20 protein-coding genes are annotated in these 23,117 nt (G+C 67.9%); 14 read left to right on the top strand and 6 right to left on the bottom strand.

Features of this window, described 5'->3' with window-relative positions; translation table 11 throughout:
• Positions 1 to 15 precede the first annotated feature (15 nt).
• The 6 genes from F1C10_RS09795 to F1C10_RS09770 all read left to right on the top strand — a co-directional run bounded on the left by F1C10_RS09795 (position 16) and on the right by F1C10_RS09770 (position 8,888).
• Positions 16 to 1,260 carry a multidrug effflux MFS transporter gene (locus F1C10_RS09795; RefSeq protein ID WP_185205788.1) on the top strand — a complete coding sequence of 415 codons (1,245 nt, stop codon included), beginning with the start codon at positions 16 to 18 and terminating at the stop codon, positions 1,258 to 1,260.
• Positions 1,261 to 1,351: 91 nt separating this feature from the next.
• Positions 1,352 to 3,817: a TonB-dependent siderophore receptor gene (locus tag F1C10_RS09790; RefSeq protein WP_185205786.1), complete on the top strand. Its 2,466-nt coding sequence runs from the start codon at positions 1,352 to 1,354 to the stop codon at positions 3,815 to 3,817.
• 7 nt (positions 3,818 to 3,824) lie between these two features.
• Positions 3,825 to 4,538, top strand: a complete 714-nt coding sequence (locus F1C10_RS09785) for a tetratricopeptide repeat protein (protein ID WP_374939347.1) — start codon at positions 3,825 to 3,827, stop codon at positions 4,536 to 4,538.
• 200 nt (positions 4,539 to 4,738) lie between these two features.
• Positions 4,739 to 6,394: a PAS domain-containing protein gene (locus tag F1C10_RS09780; protein ID WP_185210175.1), complete on the top strand. Its 1,656-nt coding sequence runs from the start codon at positions 4,739 to 4,741 to the stop codon at positions 6,392 to 6,394.
• An 89-nt stretch (positions 6,395 to 6,483) separates the two neighbouring features.
• Complete coding sequence (locus F1C10_RS09775) at positions 6,484 to 8,304, top strand: DUF885 family protein (RefSeq protein WP_185205784.1); 1,821 nt, start codon at positions 6,484 to 6,486, stop codon at positions 8,302 to 8,304.
• A gap of 74 nt (positions 8,305 to 8,378) precedes the next feature.
• Positions 8,379 to 8,888 (top strand): uracil-DNA glycosylase, encoded by a 510-nt coding sequence (locus tag F1C10_RS09770; RefSeq protein WP_258042830.1) that lies wholly within the window; start codon positions 8,379 to 8,381, stop codon positions 8,886 to 8,888.
• Between the two features lie 423 nt (positions 8,889 to 9,311).
• Here F1C10_RS09770 and F1C10_RS09765 read toward each other — a convergent pair whose 3' ends face one another.
• From F1C10_RS09765 to F1C10_RS09745, 5 genes are all read right to left on the bottom strand, one after another.
• Complete coding sequence (locus F1C10_RS09765) at positions 9,312 to 10,259, bottom strand: alpha/beta hydrolase (protein WP_185205782.1); 948 nt, start codon at positions 10,257 to 10,259, stop codon at positions 9,312 to 9,314.
• 21 nt (positions 10,260 to 10,280) lie between these two features.
• Positions 10,281 to 11,384 (bottom strand): YfiM family protein, encoded by a 1,104-nt coding sequence (locus F1C10_RS09760; RefSeq protein WP_258042829.1) that lies wholly within the window; start codon positions 11,382 to 11,384, stop codon positions 10,281 to 10,283.
• 90 nt (positions 11,385 to 11,474) lie between these two features.
• The gene (locus tag F1C10_RS09755) at positions 11,475 to 11,999 is read right to left on the bottom strand and encodes a TspO/MBR family protein (protein ID WP_185205781.1); all 525 of its coding nucleotides are present in this window, start codon (positions 11,997 to 11,999) and stop codon (positions 11,475 to 11,477) included.
• A gap of 550 nt (positions 12,000 to 12,549) precedes the next feature.
• A complete protein-coding gene (locus F1C10_RS09750; RefSeq protein ID WP_185205779.1) occupies positions 12,550 to 12,999 on the bottom strand; it encodes a MarR family winged helix-turn-helix transcriptional regulator in 450 nt (149 codons plus the stop codon).
• Between the two features lie 35 nt (positions 13,000 to 13,034).
• On the bottom strand, positions 13,035 to 13,457 hold the full coding sequence (locus tag F1C10_RS09745; protein WP_185205777.1) for an organic hydroperoxide resistance protein: 423 nt from the start codon (positions 13,455 to 13,457) through the stop codon (positions 13,035 to 13,037).
• 130 nt (positions 13,458 to 13,587) lie between these two features.
• Between F1C10_RS09745 and F1C10_RS09740 the strand changes: the two genes are divergently transcribed.
• Positions 13,588 to 14,883: an Hsp70 family protein gene (locus F1C10_RS09740; RefSeq protein ID WP_185205775.1), complete on the top strand. Its 1,296-nt coding sequence runs from the start codon at positions 13,588 to 13,590 to the stop codon at positions 14,881 to 14,883.
• A 4-nt stretch (positions 14,884 to 14,887) separates the two neighbouring features.
• Here F1C10_RS09740 and F1C10_RS09735 read toward each other — a convergent pair whose 3' ends face one another.
• Positions 14,888 to 16,351: a YdiU family protein gene (locus tag F1C10_RS09735; RefSeq protein ID WP_185205773.1), complete on the bottom strand. Its 1,464-nt coding sequence runs from the start codon at positions 16,349 to 16,351 to the stop codon at positions 14,888 to 14,890.
• 118 nt (positions 16,352 to 16,469) lie between these two features.
• Here F1C10_RS09735 and F1C10_RS09730 point away from each other — a divergent pair, with 118 nt between their 5' ends.
• The 7 genes from F1C10_RS09730 to F1C10_RS09705 all read left to right on the top strand — a co-directional run bounded on the left by F1C10_RS09730 (position 16,470) and on the right by F1C10_RS09705 (position 23,116).
• Entirely contained in the window at positions 16,470 to 17,588 is a 1,119-nt protein-coding gene (locus F1C10_RS09730; protein WP_185205772.1) for an AI-2E family transporter, read from the top strand.
• A 147-nt stretch (positions 17,589 to 17,735) separates the two neighbouring features.
• Complete coding sequence (locus F1C10_RS09725; RefSeq protein ID WP_185205770.1) at positions 17,736 to 20,516, top strand: TonB-dependent siderophore receptor; 2,781 nt, start codon at positions 17,736 to 17,738, stop codon at positions 20,514 to 20,516.
• A gap of 58 nt (positions 20,517 to 20,574) precedes the next feature.
• Positions 20,575 to 21,042: a YaiI/YqxD family protein gene (locus tag F1C10_RS09720; protein ID WP_185205768.1), complete on the top strand. Its 468-nt coding sequence runs from the start codon at positions 20,575 to 20,577 to the stop codon at positions 21,040 to 21,042.
• Positions 21,043 to 21,104: 62 nt separating this feature from the next.
• Complete coding sequence (locus tag F1C10_RS09715) at positions 21,105 to 21,680, top strand: helix-turn-helix transcriptional regulator (protein WP_185205766.1); 576 nt, start codon at positions 21,105 to 21,107, stop codon at positions 21,678 to 21,680.
• Between the two features lie 39 nt (positions 21,681 to 21,719).
• Positions 21,720 to 22,088 (top strand): hypothetical protein, encoded by a 369-nt coding sequence (locus tag F1C10_RS09710; RefSeq protein ID WP_185205764.1) that lies wholly within the window; start codon positions 21,720 to 21,722, stop codon positions 22,086 to 22,088.
• 36 nt (positions 22,089 to 22,124) lie between these two features.
• Entirely contained in the window at positions 22,125 to 22,553 is a 429-nt protein-coding gene (locus F1C10_RS16705; RefSeq protein WP_258042828.1) for a hypothetical protein, read from the top strand.
• Positions 22,469 to 23,116: a RadC family protein gene (locus F1C10_RS09705; RefSeq protein ID WP_258043153.1), complete on the top strand. Its 648-nt coding sequence runs from the start codon at positions 22,469 to 22,471 to the stop codon at positions 23,114 to 23,116. The genes F1C10_RS16705 and F1C10_RS09705 overlap by 85 nt, the downstream gene beginning before the upstream one ends.
• The last annotated feature ends 1 nt before the right edge of the window (position 23,117 follow it).

Raw genomic sequence — 23,117 nt, 5'->3', positions numbered from 1 at the left:
CCGATAGGGCGCGCGATGACTTCCGCCTCCCCGATCGAGACCCGCCCGGCCAGCGCCGGCATGCACCCGCGCGAATTCGTGTGCTTCATCGCCGCCGTGATGGCGGTCAACGCGCTCGGCGTCGACCTGATGCTGCCCGCGCTCGCCGATATCGGCCATGACCTCGCCATCGCCGCCGCCAATCACCGGCAGTGGGTGATTACCGCCTATATGCTCGGCTTCGGCATGGGGCAGCTCGTCTACGGCCCGCTAGCCGACCGCTTCGGGCGACGCCCGGTGCTGATCGCGACGCTCGCCGGGTTCGTCGGCGCGAGCGTCTTCGCGGCGAGCTCGGCGACGTTCGCGGCGCTGCTCGGCGCGCGCGTCCTCCAGGGGCTGATGTCCGCGTCGACGCGCGTGCTTGCGGTGGCGATCGTGCGCGACGGGTCGTCCGGGCGGCAGATGGCGCGCACCATGTCGGTCGCGCAGATGATCTTCTTCATCGTTCCGATCATGGCGCCGACCCTGGGGCAGGGACTGCTGCTGATCGGGCCGTGGCGCTTCATCTTCTACGCGCTCGGCGGGTTCGCGGCGTTCGTGCTCGCCTGGGTCGCGTTTCGCCTCGTCGAGACGCTGCCGGTCAAGCGGCGCGTACCGATCTCGCTGACGCGGCTGCGAGAGAGCTACGCGCTGACGCTCACCAACCGCTACTCGATCGGCTACGCACTCGCCGCGGCGCTCACCTTCGGCGGGATCATCGCCTTCGTCTCGCTGTCGCAGCAGATCTTCGTCGACGGCTTCGGTGCGGGCGATCGCTTCACCCTGCTGTTCGGCGTCTGTGCGACGGCGATGGGTGTCGCGTCGTTCGCCAACAGTCGGCTGGTCGAGCGGCTCGGCACGCGGCTGATCTCGCAGGCGGCGGTACTGGCGCTGATCGTGCTGTCGATCGCCCATGTCGCGCTGATCCTCGCGGGGCAGGAGAGCCTGACGAGCTACATCGTGTTCCAGGCGCTCAGCATGACATGCATCGGGCTGTGCGGATCGAACTTCGGCGCGATGGCGATGGAGCCGGTGGGGCATATCGCGGGCACGGCATCGTCGGTGCAGGGCTTCATCACCAGCGTCGGCGCGGTGTTCGTGGGATCGGCGATCGGTCAGTCCTACACCGGCACCACGCTGCCGCTGGCGGTGGGGTACCTGTGCATCGGCGTCGCCGTGCTGGGGATCGTCTTCGTGGTCGAAGAGGGCAAGCTGTTCCACGCCCGGATGCGCGCGAGCTGACAGCTCTCGCGACAAAATTGCGATCGCCTCGCAATAGCGTTGACTCGCGAGAATGATTCGCAATAGGGAACCCTCAAGAAAAGGGGGTTCCATGATCATCACCGTGCCGCAGTCGGGCGCTTTCCTCGCGCTGTCATTCGCAGGCGTTCTCTCCACGTCGCCCGCGCTGGCCGCACCCGCGGCGGGCGAGCCGGTCGCGGCGGAAACCGCGACGACCGACGCCGACGCGCAGGCCAATCGCAACCCCGACGATATCGTCGTCAACGGTGAGCGCGAGCGGCGCAGCGCCGATCCGAAGGCAGTCGCGCCGCTGGTTGATACGCCGCGCTCGATCGTGGTGCTGCCCGCCGCCGTGATCGAGCAGACCGGATCAGCGACGCTGACCGACGCGCTACGCACCGTGCCGGGGATCACCTTCGGCGCGGCCGAAGGCGGCAATCCAGTCGGCGATCGCCCGTTCATCCGCGGCTTCGACAGCCAAGGATCGACCTTCGTCGACGGCGTGCGCGACACCGCCGCGCAGAGCCGCGAGGTGTTCGCGGTGGAACAGATCCAGGTGGTGCGCGGATCGGACGGCACGCTGGGCGGGCGCGGCAGTGCGGGCGGATCGATCAACATCATCACCAAGATGCCCAAGCTCGACACGTTCGCGCAGGCGAGCGGCAGCTACGGCGAGGCGGACTACAAGCGCCTCACCGCCGACGTGAACGTGCAGCTCGGCGACATGGCGGCGCTGCGCGTCGCGGGCGCATGGCACGATCAGGACGTCGCCGGGCGTGACGCGATCTGGCAGAAGCGCTGGGGAATCGCGCCATCGATCGCGATCGGGCTCGGCACGCCGACGCGGCTCAGCATCAACTATTATCACCTGACGACGGAGGAGCTGCCCGACAGCGGCATCCCCTATCTCTACACGCTCGCCAACGCGCCACTCGGCACGACGCGCAACGAGCCCGCGGTGGGCCGCGTGACGACCGCGAACGGCACCGTCGGGCGGGTCGACCGGTCGACCTTCTACGGCCTGCGAAATCGCGATTTCCGCGACACGAAGACCGATCAGGCGATGATGCGGGTGGAGCATGATTTCGGCGCGCTGACGGTGCGCAACTCGTCGCGCTACAGCCACAACAGCCAGCAATATATCTTTACCCAGCCCGACGACAGCCAGGGCAACGTCTTCGGCGTCGGAACCACTGCGCCCGCCCCGGGCGGGGGGCTGGTGTGGCGGCGCGCCAACACGCGCTACGGCTATGTCGAGACGCTGGCGAACCAGACCGACCTGTTCGGCAAGGTGATGACCGGCGGGATCGAACACTCGATCGCGATCGGCGCGGAGCTTTTGTGGGAGAAGGCACGGCGCGGCACCTATGTCGTCACCACCAGCCCGCGTTGCACGCCCGAGGGCATCGCGCGGTTCAACTGCACCAGTCTGTTCGCACCCAACCCGAACGATCCGTGGGTCAATTACGCGTCCGACAGCTCGACCGTGGCGACGCCGATCACGCGCCCGCCGATCACCGGCGAGACACAGAATGAATCGCGCACGCGCGGCGTTTACGCATTCGATTCGATCACGCTGCTGCCGCAGCTGATCCTCAACCTCGGCGCGCGGCTCGACAATTTCCGTTCGACCGTTACGCCGCCGAGCAGCACGGGCACGTTCGAGCTGACGCGCGAGGACGATATCTTCAACTGGCAGGCGGGACTCGTCTTCAAACCAACGCCGGCGACCAGCATCTACGCCTCGTACGCGACGTCGGCGACGCCGCCGAACAGCCTCGTCGGCGAGGGGCAGGAGGGCAATTCGCTCGGTACCACCAACACGTCTGCCGCGCTGCTGCTGCTCGATTCGCTCAAGGTCGAGAAGTCGAAGTCGTACGAGATCGGCGCCAAGGCCGATCTGATGGGCGGGCGGCTGTCGCTCGGGCTCGCCGGCTTCCGCACGGAGACCGCGAACGCCCGCGTCACCGGGCCGGGCAATATAATCGAATTCGTCGGCAAGCGCCGCATCCAGGGCGGCGAATTCACCGCGAGCGGGACGATCCTGCCCGGTTGGACGATCTTCGGCGGCTATACCTATCTCGACGCCGAGATCGTCGACGGCGGCTTCACCGCGCTGACCGCGCCCGCCGTAGGCGCCCGGCCGACTCAAGTTGTGCTGGTGCCGGCGGCGAGCACGGGGCGGCCGGCACCGCAAACGGCGAAGCACAATCTGTCGATCTGGACCAACGCGACGCTGTTCGACCGCGTCGAGATCGGCGGCGGCGCCTTCTACCAGAGCCGCGTCTACGGCGGGTTCCAGGACAATCGCTCGGCGACGCAGACTGCCGCTGGCGTGGTGACGGTGAACCCGGCGACGCGAAGCATCGAGCGTAGCGTGCCGGGCTATTGGCGGTTCGACGCGCGCGCCGCGATCAGGCTGAACGAGCACCTCGATCTCGCGGTCAACGCACAGAATTTGACGAACGAGACGTACTTCAACCAGGTGTTCCCCACCCACTATGCCGGCATCGCGCCGGGCCGGACGATCTTCGGCACGGTGACGGTGAAATATTGAGCTGCGCTTGCTCGACACGCTGACCGCGGAGGAAATTGCCGCCCGGCTGGCGGGGCCGCCCGCCGCGCGCGCGGCGTTTCTGCGCGCCGCGGCGGAGGAGGGGCATGCCGAGGCGCAGGCGGTCTACGCTCAGATGCTGCTCGACGGCGTGGGCGTCGCGGCCGATCCGGCGGCTGCGTTCGGCTGGTTCCGGCGCGCGGCGGCGCAGCATCATCTGATGGCGCTCAACATGGTCGGACGCTGCTACGAACTTGGGTGGGGCGTCGCGGTCGACATGGGCCGCGCGGCGACGTGCTTCCGCCTCGCCGCCGAGCGCGGGCTGGCGGAAGGCATGTATAATTACGCCACCCGTCTGACGCTGGGCGAGGGCGTGGTGCAGGACCGTGCGGCGGCGCTCGCGTGGTTCGATCGTGCGGCGGATATGGGCTACGCCAAGGCCATCAACTACGTCGGTAGCTTCGCCGAAGACGGCTGGGCGGGCCCGCGCGACATGGCGCGCGCGGCGGATTGCTACGCCCGGGCGGCGGCGGGCGGCGACTTTCGCGGTGCGTTCAACCATGCGCGAATGCTCCACGCCGCAGGCGACGCCAAGGCGGCGCGCGACTGGTTCGCGCGCGCAGCGGCGGAAGGAACGCCGGCGTTCCGCGCGAAAATGATCGACTGGCTGCGCGCCGCCGACGGTGGCGAGCTGCGCACGCTAGCCGACGCGCTCGATCGTTGAGAACAGCGCGCTTTCGCGGCGGAGCGGAATCGTCTTATGGCTGTTCAACGCAAATCGGCGTGCCGTAATCCGGTGCGGCCCGATCCGGCGGGGGACAGCGTGTGAGTGGTGACGAAGAGTTAGAGGGCCGTCAGTCCCAGCATAGCGACGTCGAGGGCGGCGGGCAGAGCAGCGGCGTGCCGGCCGAGGGTGTGGCGGACATGGGCGCGCTCGAGCCGCTCGGTCGACCAGGGCTGCACCATTGGCGCGAGGCCACGATCACCGAACCCGGCCTCCAAGATCGCGGCAACGTGTTCTTCGCCGCGATTGAGATGACGCGGATGCCGATGATCCTCACCGATCCGCATCAGGACGACAATCCGATCGTCTTCGCCAACAAGGCCTTCCTCGACCTCACACAATATGAGGAAGATGAGGTGCTCGGGCGCAACTGCCGCTTTCTGCAGGGCGCGCAGACCGATCGCGCGGCGGTCGACGAGTTACGCACCGCGGTCGAGAAGCGTGATTCGATCGCGCTTGAACTCCTAAACTACCGCCGCGACGGCTCGCCGTTCTGGAACGCGGTGTTCATCGGCCCGGTTTACGACACGTCGGGCAAGCTTCTGTACTTCTTCGCTAGCCAGCTCGATGTGACGCGGCGGCGAGAGAGCGAGAAATCGTTCCTTCAGGCGCAGAAGATGGAGGCGGTGGGGCAGCTCACCGCGGGGCTGGCACACGATTTCAACAACCTGCTGCAGGTGGTGAACGGCAATCTCGAGCTCGCCACCGGGCGGGTCGAGGATGAACGCGTGCTGCGCTACCTCCACGCCGCGCGCGGTGCGGCGGAGCGCGGCGCGAAGCTGACGGGGCAGCTCCTCGCCTTCGCGCGCAAGACCCGGCTCGATCCGCGACCAACCGACGTCAGTGCGTGCCTGACGAGCTTCATCGACGTGATGGAAAGCTCGCTCGGCAAGCGCGTCGAAGTCCACCTCAGCCTGCGGCGTGGGCTGCCCAAGGCGGTGATCGATCCCGAGCAGTTCGAGATGGCGGTGCTCAACATCGCGATCAACGCGCGCGACGCGATGCCCGACGGCGGGCTGGTCGAGATATCGACGCGCAAGATCCACCTCAACGGCGACGCGGCGGCACGCGGGCTGACGCCGGGCGACTATGTCGCGGTCGAGGTGAAGGACGAGGGCGAGGGCATGCCGCCGCACGTGATCGACCGCGCGACCGAGCCGTTCTTCACCACCAAGGGGACGGGCAAGGGAACGGGGCTCGGGCTGGCGATGGCGTCGGGCTTCGTCCAGCAATCACGCGGCCGGCTGGAGATCGAGAGCGTCGTCGGACAGGGCACGCAGGTGCGGATGCTGTTTCCGATCGCACGCGAACCCGTCACCGAGCCGCCGGACGTACCGCAGCTCGCGCAGGACGCGGGATCGCGCGGGCGCGGCTCGGCACATATCCTTGTGGTGGAGGACAGCCCCGAAGTCCTCGCGCTTTCGCGCGAGATCCTGGAGGAGGTGGGCTATCGCGTGACGTCGGCCGAGACGGGCGATGCCGCGCTGAAGCTGTTCGAGGCGACCGAAGCCGACACGTTCGATCTCCTCTTCACCGATCTCGTCATGCCCGGTTCGATCAACGGCATCGTGCTCGCCGATCGGATCGGCGCGCTCGCGCCTGAACTGCCGGTGCTGATGACGACGGGTTATAACGAGGAGCTGGTGATCGAGGGGCCGCGAAAGTCGGGGCTCGACGTGCTGGGCAAGCCGTATCGCCGATCGGACCTTCTCGACCGCGTGGCGCAGGCGCTCAACCGGCGCGGGCCGCGCACCCCGCGGCGGCGGCCGTCCGATTTCGGCTCGGCCGAGGAATAAGGCGCGGCTTTTCCACAACTAACGTAGCCGCGCGGCGATTGCGTCGCGCGGCTTTCGCGGCAAGAACGCGCGCTACCGATCAGGAGAGAATGATTATGCGTGCGACCCTTGCCCTGCTGTTGCTGACCGCCGTGCCACTGGCGACGGCGAGCGCACCGGCACCCACGCCCGCGGCGGCACAGCCGGGCGCGCAGGACGCCGCGCTGCTCGCCTTCCTCGACAAGGCGTATGACGAGCAGGTGGCGCTCAGCCCGGAGACGCAGACGCAGCTCGGCTTCAAGACCGATTACAACAAGCTCGACGATTATACCGATGCCGCCGCGGTGCGATCGCGCGATCTGGCCGAGCGGCAGCTGAAGGCGATGCGCGCGCAGTTCGATCCGGCGAAACTGGGGGAGAGCGCGCGCGTCAGCTATCGATTGTTCGAATATGAGGTGGAGCGCGGCCGTGCGTCGTTCCGCTTCCGCAAGCTGCGCTTCCCCGTGTCGACCAACGGCAGCCCGGCGGGCGAGATCCCCGTGCTGCTGATCAACACGCACAAGATCGACACTGTCGCCGATGCCGAGGCGTATATCGCGCGGCTGCGCGAGACCGAGCGCGTGATGCGTGAAGTGACCGCGACGATGCGCGAGCAGGCCGCCGCCGGTATCATCCCTAACAAGGTCAACTTCGCGCCGGCGCGCGCGGACGCGAAAAAGGTGGTGACGGGCGCGCCGTTCGACGGCGGCGCGGATTCGACGGTGCTTGCCGATTTCCGCAAGAAGGTGACCGCGCTCGACGCGCCGGCGGCAACCAAGGCGAAGCTGATCGCCGATGCGCAGGCCGCACTGACCGGCCCGTTCAAGCGCGGCTACGACATGCTGTTTGCCGCGCTCGACGAGATCGAGCCCAAGTCGAAGGGCAATTTCGGCGCGTGGAGCCTGCCCGACGGCGCGGCTTACTACAACGACCGGCTCGAAGGCTCGACGACGACCAAGCTCACCGCCGATCAGATCCACCAGACCGGGCTGCAGCAGGTCGCCGCGATCCGGCAGGAAATGGAGGCAATCAAGAAGGAGGTCGGCTTCACCGGGACGCTGGAGCAGTTCTTCGACAAGATCCGCACCGATCCGCAGTTCAAATACCCCAATACCGAGGCCGGTCGCGAACAATATCTTGCCGATGCGCGCGCGGTGATCGCCTCGGTGATGACCGCCGCGCCGCGCTATTTCCGTGTGCTGCCCAAGGCGCCGCTCGAGGTGCGCGCGGTGGAGAAATGGCGCGAGGGGACGGCGTCGACCGCCTTCTACAATTCGCCGTCCGCCGACGGGAAGCGGCCGGGGATCTACTACGTCAACCTCGTCGACATGAACCAGACGCAGAAGGTGCAGGTGGCAGGGATCGCGGCGCACGAGGGCGCGCCGGGGCACCATTTCCAGATCGCCCGCCAGCAGGAGTTGGAAGGTATTCCCAAGTTCCGCCGGTTCGGCGGCTACGGCGCGTACATGGAGGGCTGGGGGCTCTACTCGGAGCGGCTGGCCAATGAGATGGGCGTGTACAAGACGCCCTACGATCGCTTCGGCATGCTCTCGCTGCAGGTATGGCGCGCGATCCGGCTCGTGCTCGATACCGGCATCCATTCCAAGCGGTGGACGCGCGAGCAGGCGATCGCGTATTTCAAGGCGAACAGCTCGGTCTCGGACACCGATATCGCGCGCGAGGTCGATCGCTACTTCAACTGGCCGGGGCAGGCGACCAGCTACATGGTCGGCCAGCTCAAGATCGCCGAATTGCGCAAGCGCGCCGAGCAGCAGTTGGGGCCGCGCTTCGACATTCGCGATTTCCACGAGGCGGTGCTGAGTCAGGGCGCACTGCCGCTCGACGTGCTCGAAGAGCAGGTCAACCGCTACATAGCGGCGAAGAAGGGATAGGGGCGGCGATACCCGAGGGGGCGCAGCGCCGGCTGGAGGCGTGGCGCGCATCGCTCGCCGTTGACGGCCGCCGCGTGCCGGGCTTCGACCCGGCGGACGGCGGCGCCGCAGCGCGCGTCCTGTTGTTGCTCGAGACGCCCGGCCCGGACCCGCGTCCTGGCCGTGCGCCGAGAGACGGTGCGCCGCGCATCGTCTCGCGTGACAACGCCACGGGCACCGCGCGCAATCTCGCCCGCTTCCTCGGCGCGGCTGGGATCGCGCGCGCCGACACGCTGCTGTGGAACGCCGTGCCGTGGATCGTCCACGCCCCCGGCGCACGCAATCGTGCACTGCGGCGTGGCGAGATCGTCGCTGGGCAGGCGCTGCTGCCGCCGTTTCTCGCCCTGCTGCCACGACTTCGCGTCGTCGTTCTCGCGGGGCGTGTCGCGGGAGAGGCGCGTGACCTGGTTGCCGAAACGCGACCTCACGTGATGGTGCTGGCGATGCCGCATCCTTCGCCGACCCATGTTTGCACCAGTCCAAACGTGCCGGCGCGGATCACCAGCGTCCTCACCGACACGGCGCGGCTGCTCGACGACGAATAAATGCGAAGCGCGGCATGCTGCGGCTGTACCGTAATGAACGGTAACTAGGTCGAGCAGCCGGCAACCGTCGTGGCGTGGGGGACCTGCCGCATCGCGCCAGCCCTGACGCCGGATGAGTTTGCCCTTGGAAGCTCGATGCCGCCCTAGTTTGGTGCTGCCGCTGCTTCGTCGCAGCTGCCGCTGCTTCGTCGCTGGACGCGCCAACCGCTCGAGCTCAAAGCCCATGCTTCGCGCTCTTCGGCACGGCTTCCTGCCCTCACGCGTCGACGTTCCACGGCGGGCATCATGCGTCGCCGCTACGAAGCGCCGTGTGACGCGGTTCATCACCTCACTATCCTGCCGGGGGGTATCGCCTTCGTTGCGACGGTACTTGATCGGACGGCAGGCCGTTACCGCCACGCCATCGCAGGGAGCCGGAGCGCCTCAGCCGTGCAACGCGCGGCGTAGCGCCTCGCGGCTGTCGCGCTGCGCGGCCTGCGCCACGCGCGCGCCGGGGACGATGGTGAAGGCGTGGAACGCACCCGGATAGACGTGCAGCTCGGTCGGCACGCCGGCGGCGATCAGGCGGCGGGCATAATCGATGTCCTCGTCGACGAAGAGATCGAGTGCGCCGGTGGAGATGAACGTGGGCGGCAGGCCGGCGAGATCGGTCGCGCGCGCCGGGGCGGCGTGCGGCGATACGTCATCGCGCCCCGGTTCGTGCCCGAGCAGCGCGGTCCACCCGAAGACGTTCTTGGCGCGGTTCCAGATGAACTCGCCGGCGGTCGGGTGCGGATCGGCGGTGCAGGTGCGATCGTCGAGCATCGGATAGATGAGGTGCTGGAACGCCAAGTGATGCTCGCCGCGGTCGCGCGCGAGCAGTGCCAGCGCCGCCGCGAGCCCGCCGCCCGCGCTCTCGCCCATCACACCGACGCGCGCGGCGTCGAGCCCCAGCGCACCCGCTTCGCGCATCACGTAGTCGAGCCCCGCGTAACAATCCTCGACGTTGCCGGGGAAGCTCGTCTCCGGCGCAAGGCGATAGTCGACCGAAACAATGGCGCAGCGCAGATCGTCCGCCAGCACCCGATGGAAATCGGCCAGTTCGCCCGCGCTGCCCGCGACGTAGCCCCCACCGTGCAGGTGCAGGATGCACGGCAGCGCGCCGTCCGCATTGCGCGCGCGATAGACGTGCAGCGGAACGGCAGGCGCGCCGTCGCGCCCCGGTGCCTCGACGCGATCGTACGCGACGTCGACAGGCGGCATCGGCGGCCGCGGCAATTGCCGTGCGCGAACCGCGGGCAGCGTTTCGGCCGAAAGCTCGAACGCCGGCCAGGCATCGAGCAGCGGCGCGAGTTCCGGATCGACTAAATGGCGGGTGTCAAGCGTGGCCATGATCGCTGCATTCTCCGAAAATCAGGGGGACAGGCGACCCGTCGGCAGATCGACATGAACTGCCGTATAGGGGATCTGATAATATTGCAGGCCGGTGCGCGCCGCTTTCGACAGCCAGCCTTCGCGGCCCTTGAACAGCAGTTCGGCGAAGTTGAAGCCGACGCCGACGAACGGCAGTCGTTTCGGTGTGACGCCGGCGAGGCGATCGGGGATGGTGAAATCCTTGGCGTGGTAGCCGGCGTGAAGTTCGAAGAAGCGCAGTGGCGTCGCCCGGAGCGCGTCGAACCCCGCGAGCTTCAGAGCGAGGAGGAAATGCTGCTGCTCGAAATGCTTCTTACCCGATCGCGTGTAGAAATCGTCGTTCGGCACGATCATGATCCGGAAGTCGAGCTTCGCCTTCAGCCCGGGAACCGTATTGCGCGCCACGGAAAAGGCCGCGCCGGCAAGGTTGAAGCCGACATCGGCAACGGAGAAGCCGCTGCCCGCGTGAACGCCGTCGTAGATCTCGCCGTAGATCTGAAGGCCGGAGCCGAGCACGGCGGCGGTGACGGCGCTCGCCGCGCCGCCCCCGGTCTTGCGCTCCATGCGGCGGTACAGGATTTCCGAGATTAGATAGGTGTTGTAGGAATGCGCCAGCTTGTCGATGCCGAGACTGCCGGTGTTCTTCCCGAACAGTCCTTCGTCCTGGAAGCGGAACGACTGCGGCTCGTCGATGACCTTTCCGATGTTGCCGGCCGTCAGCAACGCGAAAATGCCTAAGGTCTCCCATTTCACCGCGCCGACGCGTGCGCCGAACGTGTGATAGCGCGTATCGGCGCTGGTACCCGGGGCCGGTGATTGCGTCGCTTGAGCAGTCAAGGCGGCGGTAAGCGAGGGTTCCATTGCGCGCCCGGCGTCGAATGAAGCGAGCACATCGTCAGCCGTGTCCACGGCCTTCGGGCCAAGCTGCCAGTCGGTTTCGATCAGGCCGGGATCGCTGATCGACGTATCGAACGCCGGCTTTACGACCGGAAGTGGGGCGGGGGCATCAACCGCGGCGGCGCTGGCGCTGGATGCGAGCCCGATCGCGAGCAACGCCGCGACGCTCGCCATGTACCGGTGGCGCGTGGATCGACGATTGTTCACGCGGCGCTTCTCCCCCCTGTCCGGATGGTAGCGCTGCGCCCTTTATCGTCCCTGCGCAAGCGACTGCTTGCCGCGCGATTTACCAACCTGTCACGTGGTAGATGCGGACCCATGGTTGCGGCGGCGTACGCTGTCGGCGAGGATGGTGGCGAAGACGAGCCAGCCGGTCAGTGGGGCGCCGGCGAGCGCGGCGGGCCGGTCGACGCGCGCGGCGGCGGCGACGTAGCCCGCGCTCGCCACCGTCATCGCAGCCGAAGCGGCGGTGCTGGCGCCGAGCGCGTGGCGGCGGAAGAACAATTCGGTCCAGCCGCCGATCATCGCGGTGGTGCCGAGCCACAGGCCGAGCGCCGTGGTGCGCTGCGGCGATGGCGCGGCGCGCAGCACGCGATAGCCGCCGACCGCCATCGCACCTTCGAGCACCGGCCACACGGCGCCGAATACCGGCTTGGGCGGGGTGAAGGGCGGCTTGCTGAGCCGGCGATACCAGCGCGCGACGCCGGGGTGCGATGCGTCGGGGGCGTTGCGCCGGCCGAGCAGCGCGCTGGCGCCGAGAACCCCGGCGACGATGGTGCCGGCGACGAGTGGGGAGGAGCGCGGAATGGTGAGTGTTGCCATGATCCGGTAACGGCCGATGCCGCGCTGGGTTGCCGAGCCGGTGCTCGGTCGATGTCCTGCCTTGGTTTAAAGCTACGGATGCTGCCGCCCACCACCGCGAGATGCGCTTATCGGCCGGCGTTGCAACGACAGGTCGCGGGCGCTGTAACTGCATCCTGCGCGCGTTCGTTGCGGCGGACTGCCGACGGTATTCACGCTGGGACTTACGATTGCGTGGCCCCCGCCGGGCAGATCGCCGCGCGCGATACCGCGTGATCGGCCGAACTCGCCTTGCTGCGGTTCGCGATCGCGTTGGCGGTGTTGTTGACGGCAAGCCTGCTGTTCGGCCTGTGGCTCCTGCGGCGGATGCGATGCGAGTAGGGTGGTGCTTACCTAGTGAGCGGCGTGCCACTCGGCTTCGTGATCCCGTTGGCTGTCCCCGTGATCCTGCGCAGGCGCACCGCCAGTCTGGCCGACCTTAATCGGCGCATGAAGCTACGCGGTGCCCGTCGCCACCTGATGGCGAAGTCGGCACCCCAGCACGAGACGGAATAACGCGACCTAGCCGTCGTCAGGTCCCGCGTTTCGCATCGTGGCGCGCGAGAACGTTGACAAGGTCGCGCACCCGCTCGCGGAGTTCCTCTACCCCTTTGGGATCGTACCCGCCCGCCATCGTCTCGGGCACGTGCAGCGCGCGTGAGCGCATCGCGCGGCCGTCGGGGGTGAGGCGGATGATGACGCGGCGCTCGTCGGCGGGATCGCGGTCGCGCGTGACCAGCCCGGCGCGCTCCATCCGCTTGAGCAGCGGGGTAAGCGTCCCGCTGTCGAGATGCAGCCGCGCGCCGAGCGCGCCCACCGTCTGCGCGTCCTTTTCCCACAGCACGAGCAGCACGAGATATTGCGGATAGGTAAGGCCGAGCGCGCCGAGCACCGGCCCGTACAGCCGGTTCAGCAGGTTGGAGGCGGCGTAGAGCGGGAAGCACACCTGCCGATCAAGCAGCAGGGGATCGTCATCCGTCATCGCACGCCGCCTTCACACTCGGCCGCGCGCGTAGCTCAGCGCGCGGTGACGTTGAGTTGCACGTCTACATTGCCCTTGATGGCGTTGGAATAGGGGCACACGGCGTGCGCAGCCTGAACGATTTCCTCCGCCTTCGCCTGATCGACGCCGCTGATCGCGACATCGAGCGTAACGGTGAGGCCGAAGCCGGCGCCCACGGGGACGAGCCCGACCTCGCCGACGACCTCGATCTGGTCGTCGCGCACCTTGTCCGCCTGCGCGCGTGTGACGTGGATCACGGCATTCTCGAAGCACGCGGCATAGCCCGCCGCGAACAACTGCTCCGGATTGGTCGCGCCGCCCTTGCCGCCGAGTTCCTTGGGCATGGCGAGCGGCAGATCGAGGATGCCGTCCTCGCTCTTGATCGTGCCGCTACGGCCGCCGACCGCAGTAACCTTGGTGGTGTACAGATGGCTCATGCTGCATCTCCTTGATTGCTGCACCAATATGTATTGTATGCAATACAATTGCAAGCAATATTGGTATGGTTGTGGCGCTTGGATCGTCGTGCAATAGGCGCCGCCCCGCATTGCCCTGAGGAGCAGCGCCATGGATCACGCCGCGACTGCGCTCGGCCTCGATTTCGGCACGACCAATACCGTCGCGGCGCTCGCCGACGGCGGTGGCACGTCGCGCCTGGTCGAGCTTGCCGGCGACGAGGCGACGGGGGCGGTGTTCCGGTCAGCGTTGTGCTTCTGGGAGGACGATCGCGGTTGGGACGGGATCGCGCACGAGGCGGGACCGTGGGCGATCGCCGAGTATCTAGACGCGCCGCTCGACAGCCGCTTCGTGCAATCGTTCAAGACCGTCGCGGCGAGCGCGTCGTTCGAGCGGGCGCTGATTTTCGGCAAGCCGTTCCGGTTCGAGGATCTGGGGCGGCGCTTCCTGCAGCGGCTGGTGGCGCACACCGGTGGCGCGCTCGCCGATCGGCCACGGCGTGTGGTGGTCGGCCGCCCGGTCGAATATGCCGGGGCGCGGCCCGATCCGGCGCTGGCGCGGGCGCGCTACGACCTGATGCTCGAGGGGTTCGGCACCGAGATCCACTATGTCTACGAGCCGCTTGGCGCGGCCTACAGCTATGCCGCGCGGTTGACCGAGCCGGCGACGATCCTGGTGGCGGATTTCGGCGGCGGCACGACCGACTTCTCGATCGTGCGCGTCGCCGCGCCGGGCGCGCCGCGCCGCTGCGTGGCGCTCGCATCCGCCGGCGTCGGTATCGCGGGCGATCGCTTCGATCAGCGGATCATGAACCAGCTGGTGCTGCCGTTGCTCGGCAAGGGCGGCAGCTACCGTTCGTTCGGCAAGCTGCTCGAGATACCCGGCGGCTATTTCAGCGATTTCGCCGATTGGTCGCGGCTCGCGATGATGCGCAACCGCCGCACGCTGGAGGAACTGCGCAAGCTGCAGCGTGACGCCGCCGATCCCGCGGCGATCGGGCGGATGATCGCGCTGATCGAGAACGAGCAGGGCTTCCCGCTCTATGATGCGGTCGGGCGGGTGAAGCGTGCCCTGTCAGTGGATGAGGAGGCGCGCTTCGCTTTCGAGGGCGGCGGGGTGGCAATCAGCGCGCCAGTGCGCAGGGCTGAATTCGAGACGTGGATCGCGGGCGACCTCGCGCGGATCGAGGCGGCGATGGACGTCGCGCTGGCGCGGGCGGCGACCGAGGCGGGCGCGATCGATCGCGTGTTCCTGACCGGCGGATCGTCGCTGATCCCGGCGATCCGTGCGATCTTCGACCGGCGCTTCGGCGCGGAGCGGATCGCGACCGGAGGCGAGCTGACGTCGATCGCGCACGGCCTCGCGCTGATCGGCGAGCAGGACGATCTGGCGGAGTGGACCGCCTGACCGATCAAGTGCCGCAGAAGGTGGCGGCGACGCGCTCATGCGCCAGCGGCGGCTGCGCGTAGCGCGCATAGTCGGGCTGGTCGTCGTACGGGCGCGACAGAACGGCAAGCATCTCCTCGAACGGTCCGAAATCGTCGCGCTCGACCGCCGCGGCGATCATCGCTTCGACATGGTGGTTGCGCGGGATAAAGGCTGGGTTGACCGCGTTCATCGCCGCGCGGCGATCCTCGCCGCCCACCGTGTCCGACAGCCGCGCGCGCCACCGTGCCGCCCATTCGTCATAAGCGGTGGGATCGACGAACAATGCGCGCGCCGGCTCTTCGTCGCCCGCAACCGCATCGCCGAGCGCACGGAAGAACAAGGTGAAGTCGACCTGGTTCTGCTGCATCTTGGTCAGCAGCTCGCTGATGAGATCGATGTCGCCCGCTTCCTCACCGGCGAGGCCGAGCTTGCGGCGCAGCCCGCCGTGATAGGCGCGCTCGAACGCGGGGCCGAAGGCGGCGAGCGCGTCCTGCGCATCGACGATCGCAGCGTCGCTGTCTTCGGCAAGGAGCGGCAGCATCGCCTCGGCCAGCCGCGTCAGATTCCAGTGTGCGATACGCGGCTGGTTGCCATAGGCATATCGGCCTGCGCGGTCGATCGAGCTGAACACGGTGGCGGGGTCGTACTCGTCCATGAAGGCGCACGGACCGTAGTCGATCGTCTCGCCCGCGACGGAGACGTTGTCGGTGTTCATCACGCCGTGAATGAAGCCGATCAGCAGCCACTGCGCGACAAGCCGCGCCTGCGCGGCGATCACCGCGTCGAGCAGCGCGCGATACGGCCGCTCCGCCGATGCGGCATCGGGATAGTGCCGTTCGATGACATGGTCGGCGACCAGGCGCAGCGCGTCGACGTCCTCGCGCGCAGCGAAGAACTGGAAGGTCCCGACGCGGATATGGCTCGCCGCGACGCGCGTGATGATCGCACCGGGCAACTCGGCGTCGCGCACGATCGTCTCGCCCGTCAGCACCGCGGCGAGCGCGCGGGTGGTGGGAATGCCGAGCGCGACCATCGTTTCGCTGACCAGATATTCGCGCAGCACGGGGCCGAGCGCGGCGTTGCCGTCGCCGCTGCGCGAATAGAAGGTGCGGCCGGCGCCCTTCAGCTGAATGTCGCGCCGGCGCCCCTTCGTGTCGATCACCTCGCCGAGCAGGATCGCGCGCCCGTCGCCAAGCTGCGGCACGAAATTGCCGAACTGATGCCCGGCATAGGCGAGCGCGATCGGCTGCGACCCTTCTGCCACCGTCTGGCCGGAAAGGATCGCGACGCCGTCGGCACTTTCCAGCATTGCCGGCTCAAGCCCGAGCTCACGCGCGAGCGGATGGTTGACGCGGATCAGTCGCGGTGCCCGCGCCGGCGCCGCGGTGGCGGGGGCGTGGAAGTGGGCCGGCAGGCGGGCGTAGCTGTTGTCGAAACGGAAGGTCATGCAATGCCAACGCGCCGTGCGCGGGTCACGTTCAGCGGCGATGACGTGCAGCCCATACTTTTTGCGCTAAACTGCGTTTAGCGTGCTCGATATACCAAAAGGGGGCTTCGGCAGGGTCATGGCTATCCGGCGACATCGCGTCGAGAACGGCGGGTTGATCACGTTTCTGGTGCTGATCACGATCGCGCTGATGCTGATCGTGTCGAGCTTCGCCGGCGCCTTGCTGTGGGCCGCGCTCGCAGCGCTGCTGTTCCAGCCGCTGTTCCAGCGCATGCTCGCCCGCGCGCCCGACAAGCGCAATCGCGCGGCCGCGCTGACGCTGCTGATCATCACCGTCGCGGTCGTCATCCCGGCGCTGATCGTCGCCAGCCTGGTCGTCGACCAGGCCGCCGGCGTCTACGCGCAGATGCGCAGCGGGCAGATCAATTTCGCGACCTATTTCGACCAGATCCACGATGCGCTGCCGACGCGGCTGCAACGTATGCTCGACAATGCCGGATTCGGCAGCTTCGATCGCGCACAGGCGCAGATCACGCAGGCGGTGGGCAGCAGCGCGAGCATGCTGGCGCAGCGCGCGCTGTCGATCGGCGCGAATGCCGCGGCGTTCCTGCTCGCGTTCGGCGTCGGCCTCTACGTCACCTACTTCCTGCTGCGCGACGGCGAGCGGATCGGGCCGGCGGTCGTGCGCGCACTGCCGCTCGAGCGGAACGTGGCGCAGCGGCTCAGCGACAAGTTCGTCGCAGTGGTGCGCGCGACGATCAAGGGCTCGGGCGTCGTCGCACTGGTGCAGGGCGCGCTGGGCGCGATCACCTTCTGGATTGTCGGATTGCCCGCCGCGCTGTTGTGGGGCGTGCTGATGGCGATCGCCGCGCTGCTGCCGGCGATCGGTCCGGCGATCATCTGGGGGCCGGTCGCGATCTACCTGCTCGCGACGGGCGCGATCTGGCAGGCGGCGGTCGTGATCGTGTCGGGCGTCGTCGTGATCGGGCTGGCGGACAATATCCTGCGCCCGATCCTGGTCGGCCGCGATACGGGCATTCCGGACTGGCTGGTGCTGGTGACGACGCTGGGCGGGATCGACCTCGTCGGCCTGAGCGGGATCGTCGTCGGCCCGCTCGTCGGCGCGCTGTTCCTGACCGGCTGGCAAATCCTGCGCGAGCAGCGCGAAGCCCGCGCGGAGCCGACTGAATCGGCGAAAGGCATAGCAACGGACGGGGTGCCGGGTACGACCGGCTAGCGCGACAATGTTGCCACGCTGCAACATTGTTGTCGCAAAGCAACCGATCGATCAAGACGCGCTTGCGCGCCGCCCCCGAACGACGCAGCGTCTGCGCATAAACGGGTGGAGGGGAAGCCACCCGGTATTAACAGGGGGCTTTTCTTCATGCGTCAGTACGTTCGTCTTCTGGCCGGCGTGTCCTTCGCCGCCGTGGCCATGCCGGCTGCGGCGCAGACCGCGCAGACCGCACCGAGCCAGGAAATCTCGACCGAACCCGCCGGTGAGACCGATGCGACGCCCGAGAACACGATCGTCGTCGTCGGCAGCCGCGTCGCCAATCGTACCGTCGCCGACAGCCCGGTGCCGATCGACGTCATCTCCGACAGCGCGCTGCAATCGTCGGGGCTGGGAGAGGTCAACAAGATCCTCAACCAAGTGGTGCCCTCGTTCAACTTCCCGCAGCCGTCGATCGCCGACGGGTCTGACGTGACGCGCCCCGCGACGCTGCGCGGCCTCAGCCCCGATCAGACGCTGGTGCTGGTCAACGGCAAGCGCCGGCACGTCTCCGCGCTGCTCAACATCAACGGCACCGTCGGGCGCGGCTCGGCGGCGGTCGACATGAACCAGATTCCGGCGCTGGCGATCGGGCGGATCGAAGTGCTGCGCGACGGCGCCTCGTCGCAATATGGCTCGGACGCGATCGCGGGCGTGATCAACGTCCAGCTCAAGAGCGCGAGCGACGGCGGCCGCGCGCAGGTGAGCTTCGGCAAGTACGTCACCACGCTCAATGACGTGTCGAATTTCGGCGGGCTGGTGCTGAACGGCGGACAGCCGGTGCTCGATCCCGCCGACACGCGCTACCTTCAGGCGAACAGCGACGGCCAGCGCAAGGCGCGCGACGGCGAGCTGCTGACCTACGGCGTCAACGTCGGCCTGCCGGTGGGTGACGGCGGGTTCTTCAACTTCACCGGCGAGTATCGCGACCGCGGCTTCACCAACCGCCAGGGCTATGACCTGCGGCCGAACTATATCCGCCCCTCGACGACGACGTTCGACACGCGCGAGGCATCGTTCAATCGACTCAACTTCCGCTACGGCGATGCGAAGACGCAGGACTTCAACTTCCTGATCAACTCGGAAGTCCCGCTGGGCGCGGCCGATTTCTACGCCTTCTTCACCTATGGCCATCGCGACGGCCAGTCGGCGGCGAACTTCCGCCAGCAGTCGGCGGCGACCAACCGCGACTTTTCCGCAGTGCTGCCAGGCGCGACGCTGAGCAACGCCAATTTCGTTGGGCTGACGCCGGACGGCTATCTGCCCTTCATCCAGTCGCGCATCGACGATCTCGCCGGTACCGGCGGCATTCGCACCGAAATCGCCGGGTTCAAGAGCGACTTCTCGGTCGGCTTCGGGCGCAACGAGCTGAGCTACCGCACCACCAACAGCGTCAACGTGTCGTTCGGGCCGGACAGCCAGCGCAATTTTGACGCCGGCGGGCTGCGTTTCTCGCAGATCCTCGCCAACGCCGATCTGTCGCGCCAGTTCGACATCGGCCTCGCCGGCCCGCTGACCTTCGCGTTCGGCGGCGAATATCGCCACGAGATCTTCGAGATTCGCCCGGGCGATCCGCAATCCTATCGCACCGGCCCGTTCTTCGTGCCGACGCAGACGACGACGCGGGCGAACTGCGACGCGCAGGGCGGCAACTTCACCGCCGCGACCGGCGTGTGCACCTTCCCGGGCCGCACCGCGGCGGCGGGCGCGCAGGGCTTCGGCGGGTTGCCCGCCTCGGCGCGCACCAACGTCGACCGTGACAGCTTCGCCGGCTACCTTGAGTTCGACGCCGACTTGTTCGACGGGCTGACCGCGACGGCGGCGGGCCGCTACGAGCATTTCAGCGATTTCGGCGATACGCTGAACGGCAAGCTCGCGCTGCGTTACGAGTTCACGCAGGGCTTTGCGGTGCGCGGCTCGGTGTCGAACGGCTTCCGCGCGCCGTCGCTGCACCAGCAGTTCTTCACCACCACCTCGACCAACTTCCTCGCCGGCGTGCCGGTGGACGTGTCGACGGTGCCGGTGAACAGCCCGGTGGCGCGCGCGCTCGGCTCGCAGCCGCTCGATCCCGAGAAGTCGCTCAACCTGTCAGCGGGCTTCACCGCCAACCCGTTCCCCGGCTTCAACCTCACGGTCGACTATTTCCATATCAAGATCAAAGACCGCATCGTGCTGTCGGAGAACCTCGGCGCGGCCGGCGTCGGCACCGCGGCGCAGAATGCCGCGGTGAAGGCGATCCTCGATGCGAACGGCTTCGCCAGCGTCGGCGCGGCGCGCTTCTTCCTCAACGGGCTCGACACGACGACGCAGGGTGTTGACGCGGTGGCGACCTATCGCGCCAACCTCCGCGGGCTCGGCGCGTGGAACTTCTCGGCGGCGTATAACTACACGCAGAACAAGATCGACGAGCGGCTGAACAACCTCAGCGGCCTGTCGCAGATCCCCGGCCTCGTCCTGTTCGGGCGCGTCGAGGGCATCCGCTTCGAACGCGGCCAGCCGCGCGACAAGCTGGTGTTGGCGACCGACGGCAAGATCGCCGGGATCGGCCTGTCGGCGCGCACCACGCGCTACGGCTCGGTGATCTCGCCAGAGACGACCGCGCCGCTCGGCGCGGATGCGCTCAGCCTTACCGCGCTCGGCCCCGACGATCAGCGGCTGAGCCCCAAGTGGGTGACCGACCTGTCGCTCAGCGTCGACGTGCGCGGCGCGCAGCTGACGGTGGGGGCGGACAATGTGTTCGACGTCTACCCCGATCGCCGCCCGTTCGGACCGCGTCCGGCGGCAGTCGGCGGCAGTTATCCGGCGACCTACCAGTTCCTGCCGTACAGCAATTTCTCGCCGTTCGGTTTCAACGGACGCTTCCTGTACGCGAAGCTCGCGATCGGCTTCTGATCGGCGCCGCGCCTGCCGCGGCTAGCCGGACGACGGCATCGATGGCAGGGACGCGGGCGTGAGCCTGCGCCCTGCCATCCTCGTTGACGCCGATGCCTGCCCGGTGAAGGAGGAGATCTACCGCGTCGCCTATCGCCTCGCGGTGCCCGTCACCATCGTCAGTAACGCGCACCTGCGCGTGCCCGCGCACCCGCTGGTCCGCCGCGTCGTCGTGTCCGACGGGTTTGACGCCGCCGACGACTGGATCGCCGACCATGCCGACGCCGCCGCGGTCGTGGTGACGGCGGACATTCTGCTTGCCGACCGCTGCATCAAGGCAGGTGCGAGCGTGCTCGCCCCCAATGGCAAGCCGTTCACCGCCGCGTCGATCGGCAATGCGGTGGCGGTGCGCGCGATCATGAGCGATCTTCGCGCGGGCGGCGAGCAAATCGGCGGACCCAAGCCGTTCGGCAAGGAAGATCGTTCGCGCTTCCTTTCGGCGCTGGACACCGCGCTCGTCCAGCTGCGCCGCCGCTATCCGGCGTAAGCGAAGACCCCTCGGAAATCCGCTCGCCATCGCGCGTTGCGCTGATCTATGGCTGATCAGCCATGAGCATGATGGAGACTGACGTGCGCGGGCTCGATGCCGTCGCATCGCTGAGCGAGCGGGAACGCACCGTGCTGCGCATGGTGCACGGCGGCTACCAGACCGATGAGATCGCGCGCGCGCTCGGCCGCTCGCCCAATACGATCGAGAATCAGGTCGCCAGCGCGCGTCGCAAGCTGGGTGGCGTGACGCGGCGGCAGGCGGCGCGAATGCTCGACGCAGCTGATGATGCTGGACTGACCGACGATGCACCGCGGCGTGTTGGCCCGTCGGACCCCGTGCATTCGGCTAGTGGTTCACCCACTAACAAGCCATTCGCTATCCCCGAAACCATCCGGAACGGTGATGACACGATCCGTCGCCCGGCGATGGTTCAGGAAGAGCGAGCGATCTTCCTTCCCGAACCACTGGTGGCGCGACCGGTCCGCGAGCAGCCAGCATCGCTCGATGGCCGGATCTCGACCGTCGCGATGATCGTCGCGACGACCATCGGGATCATCGTGATCTTTGCCGCCACGCCGATGCTCGTCGAAAGCTTCCGGGCTTTCACCGCGTGGATCATCCGAACCTTTTACTAGCCTCGCGCGGTGCACCCTCCGCGCGGGCGGGGAGCACCGATGGCCGTCACTGCCGAAGCCCTCGAGCGCAAGCTGCTCGCCCGTTCCGTCCGCGCCGCGCCGGTCGCGGCCGACGATGCCAAGCATTTCGTCGACCAGGTCGGCAGCGACATCGTCAGCGCGATGACCGCTGCGGACAATACGGTCGCGTCGACCGCACGTACCATTGCCACCTTTGTCGAGGAGCGGCGCAACCGTCGCATGCCGCTGGCGCTCGGCTTCGACGCGCTCGACGTCGCGGCGGAAGCGCTGGCGAGTTCGATCAAGGCGCGGCGCGACGTCGCACGCCTCGAACTCGAGCTCTATCGCCTGCCGCCGCAGATCGGCGTCACCGCCTGGGGGCCGTGGTGCCCGTGCGAGATGCAGTGAGTTGATGCCGCCGCGCGGCATCGGCAGGATAGCGCGATGGCTTTCGTCATCGCCTTCTATCTCGCCTTCGCCGTGCTCGCCGCGCTTGCCCTGTGGCGCGCGGCCGTGCCGGAGCGTCTGGCGGTGGCGTTGTTCGCCGCAGCCGCGCTCCTGTCATACCTATCGCTGCCCACCGTCCGCGCGGATGCGCCGCAGGTCCTGATCCGGCTGCTGCTGATCGACCTTGCGGTGCTGGCCGGACTGGTGGTGCTGGCGATCCGATATGGGCGCCGATGGTGTATTATCGCAGCCGCGTTTCAGATCGTGTCGACGCTCGCGCATTTCGGGCGGGTGATCGATCCGGCGATGGACCTCGACGTCTACGCCATCATGGAAAGCGCATCGAGCATTCCGCAGCTGGTGCTGCTGGCGGCGGCGATCTGGCGGCACCCGCGCCGGCCGCAGCGATCCTCGCCCGGATCCTGACGGGGGTTGTCGACGAGCCGCGTCGCACGGCGGCGGCGCTGATCGGGGAATTCGGCTCGCTCGGCGGGCTGCTGGCGGGGTCCAGCAATCGGATCGAGCGGCTGGCCGGCAGCGGGGTCGCGCCGCTGGTCGATGCACTGGGCCAGGCGGTGCACGAGATATTGCACGAACGGATCGCCGAACGCCCGCTGCTCGGCGACTGGGTGGCACTGCTCGATTACCTCCGCGCCGACCTGGCGCACCGCCGGATCGAACAGGTACGCCTGCTGCATCTCGACGCCGGCAACCGGCTGATCCGCGACGAGCTCTTGAGCGAGGGCACCGTCGACGGCGCGCCCGTGCCGGTGCGCGAGGTGGTGGCAAGCTGTCTCGAACTCGGCTCTGCGGCGCTGATCCTCGTCCACAATCACCCATCGGGCGATCCGCAGCCGAGCAAGGCCGACATCGCCATCACCCACGCGCTGGCGGCGGTATGCCGGCAGATCGGCATCGTGGTGCACGACCACCTGATCATCGCCGCCGCCGGGCACGTCAGCCTTCGTGCGCGCGGCGATCTGGCGTGAG

It is taken from the genome of Sphingomonas sp. NBWT7 (genome assembly GCF_014217605.1).
Taxonomy (GTDB): Bacteria; Pseudomonadota; Alphaproteobacteria; order Sphingomonadales; family Sphingomonadaceae; genus Sphingomonas.
The sequence above is the reverse complement of the archived record's forward strand: the minus strand, read 5'-3'. Positions and strand labels throughout refer to the sequence as shown.